Origin of the sequence: Streptomyces crystallinus (assembly GCF_039521265.1) — a bacterium.
GTDB lineage: Bacteria > Actinomycetota > Actinomycetes > Streptomycetales > Streptomycetaceae > Streptomyces > Streptomyces crystallinus.
The window spans coordinates 4,889-21,541 of record NZ_BAAACA010000040.1 but is presented as its reverse complement, the minus strand read 5'-3'; the positions used below and the strand labels follow the sequence as shown (position 1 = coordinate 21,541).

At 73.0% G+C, this 16,653-nt stretch carries 17 protein-coding genes and 1 pseudogene; 16 read left to right on the top strand and 2 right to left on the bottom strand.

Features of this window, described 5'->3' with window-relative positions:
- Nucleotides 1–208: 208 nt before the first annotated feature.
- Together ABD236_RS28370 and ABD236_RS28365 are read left to right on the top strand one after the other, a co-directional pair.
- Nucleotides 209–979 (top strand): YidC/Oxa1 family membrane protein insertase, encoded by a 771-nt coding sequence (locus ABD236_RS28370; protein WP_344078422.1) that lies wholly within the window; start codon nt 209–211, stop codon nt 977–979.
- A gap of 116 nt (nt 980–1,095) precedes the next feature.
- Nucleotides 1,096–1,953, top strand: coding sequence for a fumarylacetoacetate hydrolase family protein (locus ABD236_RS28365; RefSeq protein ID WP_344078421.1), 858 nt, complete (start codon nt 1,096–1,098; stop codon nt 1,951–1,953).
- 153 nt (nt 1,954–2,106) lie between these two features.
- On the opposite strand, the gene ABD236_RS28360 is transcribed toward ABD236_RS28365, so the two are convergent.
- Together ABD236_RS28360 and ABD236_RS28355 are read right to left on the bottom strand one after the other, a co-directional pair.
- Nucleotides 2,107–2,574, bottom strand: coding sequence for a heme-degrading domain-containing protein (locus ABD236_RS28360; protein ID WP_344078419.1), 468 nt, complete (start codon nt 2,572–2,574; stop codon nt 2,107–2,109).
- The gene (locus ABD236_RS28355) at nt 2,571–3,674 is read right to left on the bottom strand and encodes a Gfo/Idh/MocA family oxidoreductase (protein ID WP_344078418.1); all 1,104 of its coding nucleotides are present in this window, start codon (nt 3,672–3,674) and stop codon (nt 2,571–2,573) included. Before ABD236_RS28355 ends, ABD236_RS28360 begins: the two co-directional genes overlap by 4 nt.
- Before the next feature lie 55 nt (nt 3,675–3,729).
- Between ABD236_RS28355 and ABD236_RS28350 the strand changes: the two genes are divergently transcribed.
- From ABD236_RS28350 to ABD236_RS28290, 14 genes and pseudogenes are all read left to right on the top strand, one after another.
- Complete coding sequence (locus tag ABD236_RS28350; RefSeq protein WP_344078416.1) at nt 3,730–4,815, top strand: ROK family transcriptional regulator; 1,086 nt, start codon at nt 3,730–3,732, stop codon at nt 4,813–4,815.
- Nucleotides 4,816–5,096: 281 nt separating this feature from the next.
- Nucleotides 5,097–5,852 (top strand): hypothetical protein, encoded by a 756-nt coding sequence (locus ABD236_RS28345; RefSeq protein WP_344078414.1) that lies wholly within the window; start codon nt 5,097–5,099, stop codon nt 5,850–5,852.
- Between the two features lie 246 nt (nt 5,853–6,098).
- Nucleotides 6,099–6,866 (top strand): GntR family transcriptional regulator, encoded by a 768-nt coding sequence (locus ABD236_RS28340; RefSeq protein ID WP_344078412.1) that lies wholly within the window; start codon nt 6,099–6,101, stop codon nt 6,864–6,866.
- Nucleotides 6,867–7,001: 135 nt separating this feature from the next.
- Entirely contained in the window at nt 7,002–8,123 is a 1,122-nt protein-coding gene (locus ABD236_RS28335; RefSeq protein ID WP_344078410.1) for a TIGR03364 family FAD-dependent oxidoreductase, read from the top strand.
- 14 nt (nt 8,124–8,137) lie between these two features.
- Entirely contained in the window at nt 8,138–8,821 is a 684-nt protein-coding gene (locus ABD236_RS28330) for a phosphonatase-like hydrolase (protein WP_344078408.1), read from the top strand.
- Nucleotides 8,818–9,870, top strand: a complete 1,053-nt coding sequence (locus ABD236_RS28325) for an ABC transporter ATP-binding protein (RefSeq protein WP_344078406.1) — start codon at nt 8,818–8,820, stop codon at nt 9,868–9,870. Before ABD236_RS28330 ends, ABD236_RS28325 begins: the two co-directional genes overlap by 4 nt.
- Nucleotide 9,871: 1 nt before the next feature.
- Nucleotides 9,872–10,801 carry a 2-aminoethylphosphonate ABC transporter permease subunit gene (locus ABD236_RS28320; RefSeq protein ID WP_425543982.1) on the top strand — a complete coding sequence of 310 codons (930 nt, stop codon included), beginning with the start codon at nt 9,872–9,874 and terminating at the stop codon, nt 10,799–10,801.
- Nucleotides 10,788–11,585, top strand: a complete 798-nt coding sequence (locus tag ABD236_RS28315; protein ID WP_344078402.1) for an ABC transporter permease — start codon at nt 10,788–10,790, stop codon at nt 11,583–11,585. The genes ABD236_RS28320 and ABD236_RS28315 overlap by 14 nt, the downstream gene beginning before the upstream one ends.
- A 17-nt stretch (nt 11,586–11,602) precedes the next feature.
- Complete coding sequence (locus tag ABD236_RS28310; RefSeq protein WP_344078400.1) at nt 11,603–12,673, top strand: 2-aminoethylphosphonate ABC transporter substrate-binding protein; 1,071 nt, start codon at nt 11,603–11,605, stop codon at nt 12,671–12,673.
- Nucleotides 12,674–12,704: 31 nt separating this feature from the next.
- Nucleotides 12,705–12,887: pseudogene (locus ABD236_RS35105) on the top strand (hypothetical protein); the annotation flags it as partial.
- 162 nt (nt 12,888–13,049) lie between these two features.
- Nucleotides 13,050–13,829, top strand: a complete 780-nt coding sequence (locus tag ABD236_RS28305; protein ID WP_344078398.1) for an HAD-IIA family hydrolase — start codon at nt 13,050–13,052, stop codon at nt 13,827–13,829.
- A gap of 84 nt (nt 13,830–13,913) precedes the next feature.
- The gene (locus ABD236_RS28300) at nt 13,914–14,480 is read left to right on the top strand and encodes a hypothetical protein (RefSeq protein WP_344078396.1); all 567 of its coding nucleotides are present in this window, start codon (nt 13,914–13,916) and stop codon (nt 14,478–14,480) included.
- Between the two features lie 13 nt (nt 14,481–14,493).
- Nucleotides 14,494–15,174 (top strand): class F sortase, encoded by a 681-nt coding sequence (locus ABD236_RS28295; RefSeq protein ID WP_344078394.1) that lies wholly within the window; start codon nt 14,494–14,496, stop codon nt 15,172–15,174.
- Between the two features lie 329 nt (nt 15,175–15,503).
- The gene (locus ABD236_RS28290) at nt 15,504–16,502 is read left to right on the top strand and encodes a glycoside hydrolase family 6 protein (RefSeq protein WP_344078392.1); all 999 of its coding nucleotides are present in this window, start codon (nt 15,504–15,506) and stop codon (nt 16,500–16,502) included.
- Nucleotides 16,503–16,653: the final 151 nt, after the last annotated feature.

Sequence of the window (16,653 nt, the reverse complement as noted above, 5' to 3'; positions counted from 1 at the left end):
CTTCGGGGGCCGCATCGCAGCTCCCCTCTCCTTCCGGGGCCCGGAGCCGCACCGCAGCTCCGCCCTCCGCCACGCCGTCACGCCGCTCTGTCCCGCGCGCGTACGCACACCACCGGGCACCAGCCGGGTCCAACAGCGCCAACAGCGCCAACAGCGCTCCCGCGCTCCCGCGTCCGCACGCCCCCAGACGTGACTCCGGAGGCTTTCCATGTCCGTATTCGAGGTATTCGCCAGTCTGGTCGAGCGTCTCGCCGACCTCGTCCAGCCGCTCTTCCACGGCTCCGCGGCCGCCGCCGCGATCGTGCTGTTCACCATGCTCGTACGGCTCGCCGTGCACCCGCTGTCCCGGCAGGCGGCCCGGGGCCAACAGGCCCGCGCCAAGCTCCAGCCGCAGCTCGCCGAGCTGCGCAAGAAGCACCGCAAGGACCCCGAGCGGCTGCGCAAGGCGGTCGCCGAGCTGCACGCGGCGGAGAAGGTCTCACCCTTCTCCGGCTGTCTGCCGAGCCTGCTCCAGCTGCCCGCCTTCTTCCTCCTCTACCAGCTCTTCTCCGACTCCGGCTTCGGCGGCGGGCACACCACCCTGCTCGACCACACCCTGCTCTCGGCCCCGCTGCGCGGCCGCTGGGCGGACGCCCTCGGCCACGGCGGGCTCATAGGCGGCCAAGGCCTGGTCTATCTGGCCCTCTTCGTCTTCGTCGCCGGGGTCGCGGCCTTCAACTACCGGCGTACGAAGCGGCAGCTCGCCACCCAGCCGCTGGTGCCGGCCGACCAGCAGGAGGGCGTGCCCGGGCTGGAGGCGATGACGAAGCTCATGCCGCTGATGTCGTTCGGCACGCTGATCACGGTGGCGGTCGTGCCGCTGGCGGCCGCGCTGTACGTGGTGACCAGCACGACCTGGTCGGCCCTGGAGCGGGCGTATCTGTACCGGGAGACCCACGGGGGGACGCCGCCCGCGGCGCCCCTGGCTACCGGGGCGTAACAGTCCAGTGTGTGAACGGGGTCTTGCAGAGTGGACGTCGACCTTGGAGGATCGAACGATCCTTCCGATGGCCGCCACCCATCGGCCGGGCCAGGCTCGACCTAGGGAGACAGACCATGAAGCTGCTGCGCGTAGGCACGGCGGGCAATGAGCGCCCCGCGCTGCTCGCCGCCGACGGGACCCTGCGGGATCTGTCCGGACTGGTGGCGGACATCGACGGCGACCTGCTCGCCGACGAGTTCGCCCTGGACCGGATACGGGCCGCGGCCGACACCGGGGTGCTGCCCGCCCTCGACGCGGCCGGGCAGCGCGTCGGCCCGCCGGTCGCGCGGATCGGCAAGGTCGTGTGCATCGGGCTGAACTACCACGACCACGCCGCCGAGACCGGCCAGGCCATCCCGGCCGAGCCGGTCGTCTTCCTCAAGGCGGCGGACACGGTGGTGGGCCCGAACGACACGGTCCTGGTGCCGCGCGGGTCGGTGAAGACCGACTGGGAGGTCGAGCTGGCGATCGTCATCGGGCGCACCGCCCGCTATGTGGCCGACGACGAGGACCCGCTGGCGTACGTCGCGGGGTACGCGGTGGCGCACGACGTGTCCGAGCGCGAGTTCCAGATCGAGCGCGGCGGCACCTGGGACAAGGGCAAGAACTGCGAGACGTTCAACCCGCTGGGCCCCTGGCTGGTCACCCGGGACGAGGTCCCGGACCCGCAGGCGCTGTCGCTGCGGCTGTGGGTGAACGGCGAGCTGAAGCAGAACGGCTCCACGGCGGACCAGATCTTCTCGGTCGCGGAGGTCGTCCGGTACGTCAGCCGCTTCATGACGCTGTACCCGGGTGACGTCATCAACACCGGCACCCCGGCGGGAGTGGCCATGGGGCAGCCGGAGCCGAAGCCGTATCTGCGGGCGGGGGATGTCGTGGAGCTGGAGATCGAGGGGTTGGGGAGGCAGCGGCAGGAGCTCAAGGGGGCGTGACGCTGCGCGGGGCGGGTGCGGATGCCGGGTCCGGTGTGGTGCTGGTCGTCCTCGTCTGCGGCCCGGTGGTGGGCTTGTCGCGCAGTTCCCCGCGCCCCTGGGGGGTGCGGCTCACCCCTGGAGGGACAGCCCCCCCGCCACCCCGTCCCCGCCCTACCCCCTGAACCCCCGCAGAGCCTCCACCACCAGCGCGTGGTCCTCCACCTGTGGCAGCCCCGACACGGTCACCGTGCCGATCACGCCGGCGCCCGTCACCCGCAGGGGGAACGAGCCGCCGTGGGCCGCGTAGGTGTCGGGGTCCAGGCGGGAGGAGGCCTCGAACGTCGTGTTCTTGGCGCGGAAGCGGGCGCCGACCAGGTAGGAGCTCGCCGCGTACCGTTCCGTGACGCGGCGCTTGCGGTCGAGCCAGGCGTCGTTGTCGGGGGTGGAGCCCGGCAGGGCGCAGCGGAAGAGCTGCTGGGGGCCGCGGTGGATGTCGATCGCCACCGGGGCGCGGCGGGCCAGCGCCAGTTCCCGCAGGAGGGAGCCGAGCGCCCACGCGTCCTCGTACGTGAACCGCGCCAGCTCCAGCTCGGCCTCCTGCGCCTCCAGTTCGGGGATCGTGAAGGACGGGGCCGTCACAGCGCCACCTCCACCGTCACGCCCTCGCGTGCCGACCTGCGCGCCGCCTCCAGGACGTCGAGCGCCGCCGCGGCCTCGTGCGCGGAGACCGGCGGCTCGCCGCCCTCGCGCAGGGCGGCGGCGATCGCCCTGTAGTACGCGGGGTAGTCGCCCGGCAGGCTCGGCGCGGGGCGGCCGCCGCCCGTCAGCGGGGACTCGCCGGATCCGACCCGGCCCCACATCCCCTCCGGCTCCAGGCCCCACGGCTCGCCGGTGCCCGGCCGCAGGCCGTCGCGCAGGGCGGACTCCTGGGGGTCCAGACCGTACTTGACGTAGCCCGCGGCGGAGCCCAGCACCCGGAAGCGCGGGCCGAGCTGGGCCGTGGTGGCGCTGACGTAGAGGTGCGAGCGCACCCCGCCGGCGTGGGTGATCGCGATGAAGGTGTCGTCGTCGGCCTGGGCGCCCGGGCGGCGTACGTCGGCCTCCGCGTACACCCGCAGCGCCGGGCCGAACAGGACCAGGGCCTGGTCGACGAGGTGGCTGCCCAGGTCGTACAGCAGTCCGCCGATCTCCGCCGGGTCGCCCGACTCGCGCCAGCCGCCCTTGGGCTGCGGGCGCCAGCGCTCGAAACGCGACTCGAAGCGCTGGACCTCGCCGAGCTCGCCGGAGGCGAGCAGGGCGCGCAGGGTGAGGAAGTCGTTGTCCCAGCGGCGGTTCTGGAAGACCGAGAGCAGCAGGCCGCGCTCCTCGGCGAGGGCGGCGAGGCCGCGCGCCTCGGCGGCCGTGCCCGCCAGCGGCTTGTCGACGACGACCGGGATCCCGGCCTTCAGGGCGGCGGTGGCGATCGGCACATGCGTCTTGTTCGGGGACGCGATCACGACCAGGTCGAGACCGGCGTCGAACAGCTCGTCGGGGGAGGCGGCGAACCGCAGCCCGGCGCCGTGCTCGGCGCGGGCCTGCTCGCGGCGCTCGGGGCTGGACGTGACGACCGTGTCGAGGGCCAGCCCCTCGGTCGCGGCGATCAGCGGGGCGTGGAAGACGGATCCCGCCAGGCCGTAGCCCACGAGTCCGACGCGGAGGGCGGTCCCGCCACGGAGGTCAGTGTCCGTACGAGCGTTCATGGACCCACTTAAGCAACGCTGTTGCCAAAGTGCAAGCGCAGGAGACAATGAAGGGGTGAACAGGAGTAACTCGGGAGCCAACCTGCCGGCCCTGCGCAGCCACAACGCCGCGCTTGTGCTCGATCTGCTGCGTACGGCCGGGGACGACGGCATCAGCAGACTGGAGCTCGCCGAGCGGACCGGGCTCACCCCGCAGGCCGTCAGCAAGATCACCGCGCGGCTGCGGGCGGAGGGCACGGCGACCGAGGCGGGCCGGCGCGCCTCGACCGGCGGCAAGCCGCGCACGGTGCTCAAGCTGGTGCCGTCCGCCGGGCACGCGATAGGGCTGCACCTCGACCGCGACGAGCTCACCGCGGTCCTGGTCGACCTGGCCGGCACGCTGGTCGGCGTGCGGACGGTGCCGCTCGACCTCGGCGCGGACCACGACACGGTGGTGGGGGCCGCGGCCGAGCAGGCCCGCTCCCTGATCGGCGGGCGCCCGATACTCGGCGTCGGCGTCGCCAGCCCCGGCCCGCTCGACCACCGCACCGGGGTGCTCCACCGGGTCACCGGCTTCCCGCGGTGGAACGGGTTCCCGCTGCGCGACGCGCTCGCCGCCCGCCTCGGCCTGCCGGTCGTCCTCGACAAGGACACCAACGCCGCCGCCCTCGGCCTCGCCCTGCGCGGCCCCGCCGACTCCTTCGCCTACCTCCACCTCGGTACCGGCCTGGGCGCCGGCCTCGTCCTGGACGGCACGCTGCTGCGCGGCTCGCGGACCGGCGCGGGCGAGTTCGGCCACCAGACGATCCTGCTCGGCGGGCCCGCCTGCGGCTGCGGCGCGCGCGGCTGCATCGAGGCGCTGTGCCTGATGTCGGTGGCCCGCGGCGACATCGCGGCCGCCGCCCGCTTCCTCGGCGTCGGCGCGGCGAACCTCGTCGGCCTGCTCGACATCGACCGCGTCCTGCTCGGCGGCCGTACGGTCATGGGGGCGCAGGACGGTTTCGTACGGGGAGTGAAGGCGGTCCTGGAGGAGCGGGCCCGGCGGGGCGGCGACGCGCGGGCGATCCCGGTGTCGGTGGCGCCGGGCGGGCCGCACGCGGTGGCGGAGGGGGCGGCGCGGCTGATCCTGGGGCCGGTGTTCGGGCATGGGGCCGGCCGGTAGCCGAGCGGTCGTGCGGTCGCTCTCCCCGGGTGCCGGGTGCCGGGTGCCGTGTGAGGGGCGGCGGCGTTTCGTCAGTTGATCCGACGTGCCGATATTGGGCTGATCGGGCGGACTTCGGGGGCCGGTCCCGCGTGGGCGGGCGTGGCGCGGGCGTGCCGGTGGCAGGGTCCTGGAGCACGTACGCCCGCGAGCAGCAAAGGTGCCTCATGCGACGGTCCCTCATGCGACGGCCCTTCATGCGACGGCCCTTCATGCGACGGTCCCTCATGCCACGGCCCCTGATGCGACGGCCCCTCATGCGGCTGCGCAACGTCCTTGGCCTCTCGGTGGCCGCGGCCACGGCGCTGACCGTCTCCCCGGTCGCGGTGGCCGACGAGAGCGAGCCGCGCGGGCGGCAGGGGCACGCGTTGTTCTCCGCCGCGAACCAGCCCGTCTGCGGGGACCGGGCCGGGGCTGACTTCCCCGTGGCCACGCGGATCCACGGCGGACCCGCCGAGTACGTCCCCGGCGGGGGCCAGCAGCTCTGGTACGTCGACCTCACCAACACCACCGCGCACACCTGCCGCAACATCCACCCCGTGGTCGTCCTCGTCGACCGGGACCGCACGCTGCGGGACGGCCAGGCGAAGATGGACTTCTTCGACGCGGCGGCGGGGCGCCCGCACCCCGTCCCCTTCGAGCGGACCGACGCGGACGAGCACATCGGGGTGTTCGACGACGGGTTCCCCGGGTTCGTGATCGGCGCGGGGTCGACGGTGACCGTGAAGGTGCGGCTCGGGTTCACGGCCGACACACGGCCCAACGAGGTGACGGCGAACGCGGCGGTGGTGCAGCGGCGGGGGGACGACGGGGAGTGGGTGGGGGAGTCCGGGGGGTACCGGTTCGGGATCGGGCTGCCCTCGCCGGCGGCGCAGCTCGCGGGGCCGCCGGAGCTGGCGCGTACGGGGGTGCCGGTGCCGGGGTGGGTCTCCGCCCTCGGTCTGGTGGCCGGGGGTGGGGTGCTGGTTGCGGGGGCTTGGCGGCTGCGGCGGCGCTGAGCGCCCTTCAGGGGCGCGGGGAACTGCGCGATCAGCCACGATGGCCCGCAGGCGAACAACCGTCTTCAGGCTGCGGACCGTGGTGGGCTGGTCGCGCAGTTCCCCGCGCCCCTAGGGGGTCGGGGCCGGGCGGGGTGCGCAGCCCGGCAGGGGGTGGGGCCGGGCGGGGTGCGCAGCTCGGCGGGGGCGGGGTGCAGTGCGTGGCCCCGCGCGGGGTCACGCATCCCCACGTGCAACGATCCCCCCGTGGACTACCCGAACGACCAAGCGCCCGGGGCTCCGATCCGGTCCGGCATCCCTGAGCACGGGCGCATTCCGAAGTACTACGCCGTGAAGGCCCAAGTGGCCCTGCTCATCGAGGAGTTGGGGGAGGGCGGGCTGCTGCCCACCGAGCGGGACCTCGCCGAGCGGTACGAGGTCGCCCGTGAGACCGTGCGGCAGGCGCTGCGCGAGCTGCTGCTCGAAGGGCGGCTGCGGCGCCAGGGGCGCGGCACCGTCGTCGCCGGGCCCAAGCTGGAGCAGCCCCTCTCGCTCGCGAGCTACACCGAGGGCGTACGCCGGCAGGGGCGGCGGCCCGGGCGTCATCTCATCTCGCTCGACCGGTTCCCGTGTCCCCCCGCGCTCGCCGCCGAGACCGGGCTCGAACGCGGTGAGCCCGTCTGGCACATGGAGCGGGTGCTGCTCGCGGACGACGAGCGGATGGGGCTGGAGAGCACCTATGTCTCGGTCGCCCGAGTGCCGCGCCTGGACAGCGAGTTCACCCCGGACTCGTCCTTCTACGCCTATCTCCACGAACGGCTCGGCATCGCGTTCGGGGACGCCGACGAGCGCATCGAGACGGTCCTGGCCACCCCGCGCGAGGCGCTGCTGATCGGCACCCCGCCCGCGCTGCCCATGCTGCTGATCCACCGCGTCTCGCGCGACACCGAGGGGCTGCCGCTGGAGCGGGTCCGCACCCTCTACCGGGGCGACCGGTTCTCCTTCACCACGCATCTGGGGACGAGCCTCGACTGAGGGGGCGTTTCCTGTCATAGCGGGCCCTCTTAGTAACGTAATGATAACGGGTCTAGCCCAAGTTTGCAGGGGCGTTCACCGTCCCGTCGTTCCGCGGACCCGTCCGGTCCACCCGCCGCGAGGACTGTTCACGTCGTGAGAGTCATCGTCGTTGGAGCCGGCGTGGTGGGAACCATGCACGCTTGGCACGCAGTGGAACGCGGCCACGAGGTCGTACAGATCGAGCGCGAGAGCGAGGCGCGCGGGGCGTCGCTCCGCAACTTCGGGCAGATATGGGTCAGCGGCCGGGCGGGCGGCGAGGAGCTGGAGACCGCCCTGCGGGCCCGTGAGCTGTGGGAGGGCATCGGGGAGCGGGTCCCCGAGGTGGGCTTCAGGCCCTGCGGCTCGCTCACCCCCGTCCGGGGCGCGCTCGAACTGGGCGTGGCCGAAGCCGCGCTGGCCCGCGAGGACGCGGCGGCCCGTGGCTACAAGCTGCTCACCGCCGGTGAGGCGCGGGCCCTCAACCCCGCCCTGCGCGGTGACTTCGCCGCCGCCCTGTGGTGCGAGCGCGACGCGGCCGTGGAGCCCAGGACCGCCCAGCTCGCCCTCAAGGCCGAGCTGCTGCGGTCCGGGCGCTACACCTTCCTCGGCGGCCGCGAGGTGCGCGAGGTCATCGGCGAGAACGCGGTCCGCGACGACCACGGCGACGTGCACAGCGGCGACGCCGTCGTCCTGTGCACCGGCGCCTGGCTCGGCGGCCTGGTCCGCGAGCTGGTGCCCGACCTGCCGGTGCGCCGCGTACGCCTCCAGATGATGCAGACCGAGCCGCTGGGCGAGCCGCTCACCACCTCCGTCGCGGACGCCGACAGCTTCCGCTACTACCCGGCGTACGCGGGCGGCGCGCTGGACGCCCTCAACGCGGGCCGGCCGCAGGACCCCACGGCCGCCGCGCACAAGATGCAGCTGCTGATGGTCCAGCGCATGGACGGCGGGCTGACCATCGGCGACACGCACGAGTACGCGCACCCCTTCGCCTTCGACGTCACCGAGGAGCCGTACGAGCACCTCACCCGGGTCGTCGAGTCCTTCCTCGGCCGCCCGCTGCCGAAGGTCCGCCGCCGCTGGGCCGGGGTGTACGCGCAGTGCACCGACACCGCCCGCGTCGTCCACCGCCAGCAGGTGCGCGACGGGGTGTGGCTGGTCACCGGACCGGGCGGGCGCGGCATGACCTGTTCCCCGGCGGTCGCCGAGCGGACCGCGAACGAGCTGGGCTGGTAAGGGAGCCGATCGACATGAACAGCAACATCTACGACCTGGTCGTCCTCGACATGGCGGGCACCACCGTCGCCGACGGAGGGCTGGTCGAGCAGGCCTTCGCGGCCGCCGCGCGCAGCCTCGGCGAGGACCCCGAGACGATGGTCGGCCACGTCCGCGCCACCATGGGGGAGTCCAAGATCTCCGTCTTCCGGCATCTGTTCGGCGACGAGAGCCGGGCCCGCCAGGCCAACACCGCCTTCGAGCAGGCGTACGGGGAACTCGTCGCGGGCGGTCGCGTCAGCGCGCTGCCCGGGGCCCGCGAGACCATCGAGCGGCTGCGCGCCGAGGGCCGCACGGTCGTCCTGACCACCGGTTTCGCCCGCGCCACCCAGGACGCCATCCTCGGCGCGCTCGGCTGGCGCGACCTGGTGGAGCTGACCCTGTGCCCGGCGGACGCGGGCGGCCGGGGGCGCCCCTACCCGGACATGGTGCTGGCCGCGCTGCTGCGCACCGGCGCGGTGGACTCGGTGCGCCGGATCGCGCTGGCCGGCGACACCTCGTACGACATGCTCAGCGGGGTCCGGGCCGGGGCGGGGGTCGTCGCGGGGGTGCTGACCGGCGCCCACGGCAAGGACGCGCTGCGCGCGGCGGGCGCCACCGACGTGCTCGGCTCGGTGGCGGAGCTGCCGGACGTGCTGGCGCGGGCGGAAGCGTCGTGACCGGCATCCGGTTCGAGGGCGTGAGCGTCGAGTACGGCGGCACCACCGTCCTCGACTCCCTCGACCTCACCGTCGAGCCCGGCGAGGTCATGGCGCTGCTCGGGCCGTCCGGATCCGGCAAGACGACCGCGCTGCGGGCCGTCGCCGGGTTCGTGCGGCCCGCCGCCGGGCGGGTGTTCATCGGCGGCCGGGACGTCACCGCGCTGCCGCCGCACCGGCGCGGCATCGGCATGGTCGTCCAGCAGTACGCCCTCTTCCCGCACCTGCGGGTCGCCGACAACGTCGGCTTCGGGCTGCGCGCCCAGAAGGCGCCCCGGGCCGAGATCCCCGGGCGGGTCGCCGAGGCGCTGGAGATGACCGGGATGGCGGCGTACGCCAAGCGCTATCCGCGCGAGCTCTCCGGCGGCCAGCAGCAGCGCGTCGCGATCGCCCGGGCGCTCGCCATCCGGCCGGGCGTGCTGCTCCTCGACGAGCCGCTGTCCGCCCTCGACGCCCAGCTGAGGTCGGGCATGCTCACCGAACTCGCCCGGCTGCACCGCGAGTTGCCCGACGTCTCCATCCTCTACGTCACCCACGACCAGGTCGAGGCGCTGACCCTGGCGGACCGGATCGCGGTGATGGACCGGGCCCGGCTGCGGGACTGCGGCACCCCGCAGGACCTCTACCGGCGCCCCCGTACGGAGTTCACCGCGTCCTTCGTCGGCAACGCCAACCTGCTGCCGGTGCGGGTCGGTTCGGGATACGTGTCCTTCGGCGGTACGGACCTCGCGGTCGCCACGGACGAGGTCGCGGCGGGCGCGATGGCCACCTTGTGCGTACGGCCGCACCTCGTCGGCCTCGGGGACGGCCCCAACGCCCTGCGCGGACGGATCCGTGAGGTCCAGTGGCGCGGCTCCACGCACCGGCTGTACGTGGACGTGGCCGGGCACGCGGTGAAGGCGGACGTGCGCGAGCTGCGGACGACCCCGGCGCTGGGCGACGAGGTCACGCTGCACTTCGCGGCCGAGGACGCGGTGCTGCTGGCGGCGGGGGTGGCAGGTGGTGGCTGAAGTGCGGACCCCCTCGGGGGCGCGGCCGACCGCGGTCGGACCGCGGCCGAAGACGCCGAAGAGCCACCCGCCGGGCGGAGCACCTGTGGCGGAGGCCAGGCCCGGACGGGCACTGCCCACATGGGCGTGGGCCCTCCCGCCCGTGATCGCTCTCTCCCTCGTCTTCCTCTATCCCCTCGGCCTCGTCGTCAAGCAGTCGCTGACGCCCGACGGCGCCGACGGGCTGTCCCTCGCGCCCTACCAGGACGTCTTCGCGTCGCACGCGTTCCGGGACGCGCTGTGGACCACCGTGTGGCTGGCCGCCGGGTCGACCGCGGGCTGTCTGGTCCTGGGCTTCGTCCTCGCCCTGGTCATCGCGTTCGTCCCGTTCCCCGGCGGAAAAGCGGTCGCTCGCTTCATCGATGTCTTCCTCTCCTTCCCGTCCTTCCTCATCACGCTCGCCCTGCTCTTCATCTACGGCACCGTCGGCATGGCCAACGGCCTGTGGACGGACGTCACCGGCGCGCACACGGGGCCCTTCCAGTTCCTCACCACGCCCTGGGGCGTACTCCTCGCGGAGATCACCTACTTCACCCCGTTCGTGATGCGCCCGCTGCTCGCCGCCTTCTCCCAGCTCGACACCGCCCAGCTGGAGGTCGCCTCCTCGCTGGGCGCCCGGCCCGCCCGGATCGTGCGGCAGGTCGTGCTGCCCGAGGCGCTGCCCGCGCTGGCGGCCGGCGGCTCACTGGTCCTGGTGATGTGCCTCAACGAGTTCGGCATCGTGCTCTTCACCGGGGCGAAAGGGGTCACCACCCTCCCCATGCTCGTCTACAGCAAGGCGATCCTGGAGTCGGACTACCCGGCCGCCTGTGTCGTCGCCGTCGTCAACATCGCGATCTCCGTGGGCCTCTACGGCCTCTACCGGGTGGTGAGCCGACGTGCTGGTGCATAGCCGAGGCGGCCGCTGGGCCACCTGGACCGTCTTCTTCCTCCTCTTCCTGCCCCTGTTCGCCCTGCCGCTCCTGGTCGTGGTCGCCGCCTCCTTCGCCACCAACTGGTCCGGCGCACTCCCGTCCGGCTTCACCACCGGCCACTACGACGCCGCCACCACCGGCGACTCCCTCCAGGCCCTCACCACCAGCCTGGTCACCGCGCTCACCGCCAGCGTGCTCGCCCTCACCGTCGGGGCCTGGGCCGCGCTCGCCGGCGCCTCGCTGGGCAGGCGCGGCAAGCGGGCGATGGACGCGCTGTTCGTGCTGCCCGTCGCCGTCCCCTCGGTGGTCGTCGGACTCGCCGTCCTGGTCGCCTTCTCCAAGCCGCCGTTCCTGCTCAACGGCACGCGCTGGATCGTGATCCTCGCGCACACCGTTCTTGTCACGGCGTTCGCCCACCAGTCGGTTTCGGCCGCCATCCTGCGACTGGACCCGATGTACGAGCAGGCCGCCGCCAGCCTCGGCGCCCGGCCCTCGTACGTGCTGTGGCGCGTCAGGCTGCCGCTGCTGCTGCCGTCCCTGAACGCGGCCGCGGGGCTCTGCTTCGCCCTGTCCATGGGTGAGTTGAGCGCCACGATGATGCTCTACCCGCCGGACTGGACCCCCCTTCCGGTGCAGGTCTTCGCCGCCACCGACCGCGGCTCGCTCTTCACCGGCGCGGCCGTCGCCGTGGTCCTCATGGGCACGACCCTGCTCGTGCTGCTCGCCGTCTCCCGTATCCGCACCAGAGCCAGCTTCAGATAACAGGAGTTCGAAACGTCATGCGCAGAAGCCTCCTCACCCCGCTCGCCGCCACCGCGGGCAGCCTCGCCCTCGCCGCCACGCTCTCCGCCTGCGGCGGCTCCTCCTCCGCCGACTCCAGGTCCGACGAGAAGGTCGTCACGGTCTACAGCGCCGACGGCCTCAAGGGCGAGAAGGGCGACGGCTGGTACGACAAGGTCTTCAAGGACTTCGAGGCGAAGACCGGCATCAAGGTCAAGTACGTCGAGGGCGGCTCGGGCGAGATGGTGCAGCGCGCCGTCCGCGAGAAGTCCAACACCCAGGCGGACGTACTGGTCACGCTGCCGCCGTTCATCCAGCAGGCCGACGGCAAGGGCCTGCTCCAGCCGTACACCCCGGTCGGCGCCGACAAGGTGCCGGACGCGCAGAAGAACGCCAAGGGCAAGTGGACGGCCGTCGTCAACAACTACTTCGGCTTCATCTACAACAAGAAGGAGCTGAAGCAGGCGCCCAGGACGTGGGAGGAGCTCCTGGACGGCACGTACAAGAACAAGCTCCAGTACTCCACCCCGGGCGTCGCCGGTGACGGCACCGCCGTCGTCATCAAGGCGATGCACGACTTCGGCGGCAAGGACGCCGCCATGGAGTACCTGAAGAAGCTCCAGGCCAACAACGTCGGCCCGTCCGCCTCCACCGGCAAGCTCGCCCCCAAGGTGGACAAGGGCGAACTGCTGGTCGCCAACGGCGATGTGCAGATGAACTACGCCCAGGCCAAGACCATGCCCAACCTCGGCATCTGGTTCCCGGCGACCGGCTCCGGCAAGCCCACCACCTTCGCCCTGCCGTACGCCGCCGGCCTCGTAGCCAAGGCCCCGCACACCACCAACGGAAAGAAGCTGCTCGACTTCATGCTCACCGAGCAGGCCCAGCAGCAGGTCAGCGCCATCGGCGGCGGCTTCGCCGCCCGCACCGACGTCAAGGCCACCGACGCCAACGCGACCGCGCTGGCCCAGCTGACCCAGGGCGTCGAGGTCTTCGAGCCGAACTGGATCGACATCAGCACCAACCTGCCGACGTACGTGGACGCCTGGAAGTCGGCGACCGGCGGCTGAGGCCGTTTCGGGTGGCGCGTACGGATCGGAGCTACGCCTTGTGCCCCCGGCCGGGACCTCGCAGACCTGTCCGTCCTGCGGTCGGCGGGACCCGAAGAAGCGTGTTGGCTGCGGCCGGGAGTTCTCCAAGAGCACGCGCAGGCCCCATAAGGGCCGAGTCGCCACAAAAACTGGCAGGCGTACGCGTGAACCAGCGCGTCAGGGCCAAGCCTGACCGCCGCCGCCCGCGAGGGCGGGGACGTCGATGGTACTGGGTGATCGACCAGGTGAAACTCACGAGTTCCTGACTAGGCTGGGCGGTGTCGGCACGGCACAGCGCGGTGCACCCCGGCACCGCCCAGCTCACCCCATCGCACACCGCAGGAGAGTCCGCCCCATGGCCGAGCGAAAGCCGATCGAATCCTGGCTCACCGACATGGACGGGGTCCTCATCCACGAGGGCACGCCGATCCCTGGGGCGGACGCCTTCTTGAAGGGGCTCAAGGAGTCCGGCAAGCCCTTCCTCGTCCTCACCAACAACTCCATCTACACCCCCCGCGACCTCCAGGCCCGGCTCTCCCGGATGGGCCTGCACGTGCCGGTCGAGAACATCTGGACCTCGGCGCTGGCCACCGCGAAGTTCCTGGACGACCAGCGGCCGGGCGGCACGGCGTACGTGATCGGTGAGGCGGGCCTCACCACCGCGCTGCACGACATCGGTTACGTCCTGACCGACCACGAGCCGGACTACGTGGTGCTCGGCGAGACCCGTACGTACAGCTTCGAGGCGCTCACCAAGGCGATCCGGCTGATCAACGGCGGCGCGCGGTTCATCTGCACCAACCCGGACGAGACCGGCCCGTCCACCGAGGGCCCGCTGCCCGCGACCGGCGCTGTGGCCGCGCTGATCACCAAGGCGACCGGCAAGAAGCCGTACTTCGCGGGCAAGCCGAACCCGCTGATGATGCGCACGGGCCTGAACGCGATCGGGGCGCACTCGGAGACCAGCGCGATGATCGGGGACCGGATGGACACGGATGTCCTCGCCGGACTGGAGGCGGGGATGCAGACGTTTCTGGTGCTGACCGGGCTCACCCGCCCGGAGGACGTGGAGAACTTCCCGTTCCGGCCCTCCAAGACCGTGGACTCGATCGCCGATCTGGTTTCCCTGATCTAGCCGCTGCCTCGCGCCCCCTGAAAGGGCGCGCCCGGGATGCGGAAGCGCGGGTGACGCGTGAACCTTCCTTACAGGAGGTTCACGATGCGCTTTCGACAGGTCACGCTCTGTGCGGCCATGGCGGCCGCCACCGCCCTGATGCCCGTGTCCGCCGCCACTGCGGACTCCGAGCCGCACGGCTCGCTGACGGTGACGCCGTCCACGACCGCCCCGGGCGGCGAGGTGGACCTGCGGGTCAGCGTGTGCGGCGGCAAGCAGGCCGTCGGGACCTCGGAGGCCTTCGTCTCGCAGGCGCACTTCACGCCGGCGGCGGACGGGGGCCTCTTCGCACAGGCCCGGATCCGCTCGGACGCCCAGGCGCGCGACTACGACATCTGGGTGAACTGCAAGGACGGCTCGGGCCAGGCCTCCGGCCGCGTCACGGTCGTCCACGGCGGCAACCACCACCCGGACGACCACCACCCCGACCACCACGCCACCCCGCACGCCCCCGTCCACGCGGGCGGCGGCGGTGCCGCGCACCTCGCGGACCGGCAGGCCACCGAGCAGGGCCCGGGCACCCGGCACACGGTGATCGGGCTGGCCCTGGCGGCCGTGGCGGCGGTGGCGGTGGCGGGCCGCAGCGTGCGGCGCCGGCGCCGCAGCGACTGAGAAGAGCCGGGCGATGTCCTCCGAGCACACGTCCGGCACCGGACGGCTGCTGACCGGAGTGGCGTGGGCGGTCCTGCTGCTGGGTCTGTGGCTGTGGGGCCGCGAGGCCACCGACGGCCCCGGCGGCAGCTCGGCCCCCACCACCGGCGACGTGGCGGCCGTGGGGCGCCCGCTGGGCGTACCGCTGCCGCCCGCGCACGCTCCCGTTACGGCGGCGGCGCCGCAGCGTGTCGAGATCCCTTCGATAGGCGTGACCGCTCCCGTCGTGCCACGCGGCCTCGACACCTCGGGCGCGGTCGATCCGCCGCCGTACGACCGGCCGGGCACGGTCGGCTGGTTCGGCGCCGGGGTCCAGCCCGGCGGGCCCGGCGCGGCGCTGCTCGTCGGCCATGTGGACACCGAGAGCAAGCCCGCCGTCTTCTACGGCCTGAGCGCCACCCGGCCCGGCCAGAAGATCCGGGTGACCAGGACCGACGGGTCGGTCGCCGAGTTCACCATCGACGACGTACAGGTCTTCGGCCGGGACCGGTTCGACGCGCACAAGGTGTACGGGCCGCGCGAGTCGGGCCGTGCGGAGCTGCGGCTGATCACCTGCGGGGGCACCTACGACCGCAAGGCGCGTACGTACACGGCGAACGTGGTGGTGTCCGCCTATCTGACGGACGTACGGGCGGCGGCGGCCCCCAGGTCCTGAGCGCGCACGGCCGCGCCCTCCGTACCTGGCCCGGCCGACGGCCCGCTCCCCCCGGAGCCGCCGGCCGGGCTGGTCCTCGACCGCGGGCGCACGGGCTGCGGGAGAAGCCCGGCACCTCCGCGGGAGGCTCGGTGGGACCGGCGTCGAACGTGGCCGGGGGCTGGGGCCGATGCGACCACTGTAGAACCGGTGTGCGCTTTCGGCCTAGGGCCGGTTAACGCCAAGTCGCCTTCCGTGCGCGCTCGGTGGGAACGGGCTCGTGGGGGCGTTCGGCGGTGTGCCACGATGGATCGGGGGAAGCGTCCGGAAAAGTACGTTGAGGGGGACGGATGTTGCGCAGGGGTACGCGGGCGGCTGCGGTCGGGGCGGCGATGGGGGTGGCCCTGTTGCTGACGTCCTGCTCGTCCTCGGACGACGACAAGAAGCCCGAGGTGGCGCAGCAGCCGAAGGGGACCGACCCGTTCTGGGTCAACCCGGATGGCAACGCCTCGCGGCAGGCCGCCGCGTACCGCAAGAGAGGCGACGACACCAAGGCCGCGCTGATCGGGAAGATCGCGGAGCAGCCGGTCGGGGAGTGGATCGGCCCGGAGAACCCGGAGTCCGAGGCGCGGGGCTTCACCGAGGCGGCGGCGAAGGCGGACCGCACGGCGCTGCTGGTGCTCTACAACATCCCGCACCGCGACTGCGGCCAGTTCTCCAAGGGCGGGGCGGCGGACGGGGACGCGTACCGGGCGTGGGTGGATAAGGTGGCCACCGGGATCGGGGACCGGTCCGCCACGGTGGTCCTGGAGCCGGACGCGGTGCTGCACCTGGTCGACGGCTGCACCCCCGCGCAGTTCGCGGAGGAGCGCTACGACCTGCTGAAGAAGGCGGTCGAGCGGCTGAAGCGGCAGCCCGGCGTGAAGGTGTACGTGGACGCGGGCAACGCGGGGTGGCAGCGGCCGGACGCGCTGGACGAGCCGCTGCGGCGGGCAGGCGTGTCCTCGGCGGACGGCTTCGCCGTCAACGTCTCCAACTTCCAGACGACGGCGGCGAGCCGGGAGTTCGGCCACCAGCTGTCCGCGAAGCTGTCGGGGAAGCACTTCGTGATCGACACGAGCCGCAACGGGAACGGGCCGTACACGGGCGGCGACCCCAGGGAGACGTGGTGCAACCCGCCCGGTCGCGCCCTGGGCGAGCGGCCTACGACGCGGACGGGGGACGGGCTGGTGGACGCGTATGTGTGGGTGAAGCGGCCGGGGGAGTCGGACGGGGCGTGCAAGGGGGGGCCGAAGGCGGGGGAGTGGTGGGCGGACTACGCGCTCGCGCTGTCGCGCAACACGAGATAGGCCCCACTTCCGGGGGCGTCGTTCGGCTGCGGACCGTGCTGAGTTGCTCGCGCAGTTCCCCGCGCCCCTAGGTACTCAGGGGCGCGGGGCTGTGACGTTGTGCGGCTCTGCCGCGTGGGCGCGCTCGGCCACCGACGGCCCGCAGCCGAAG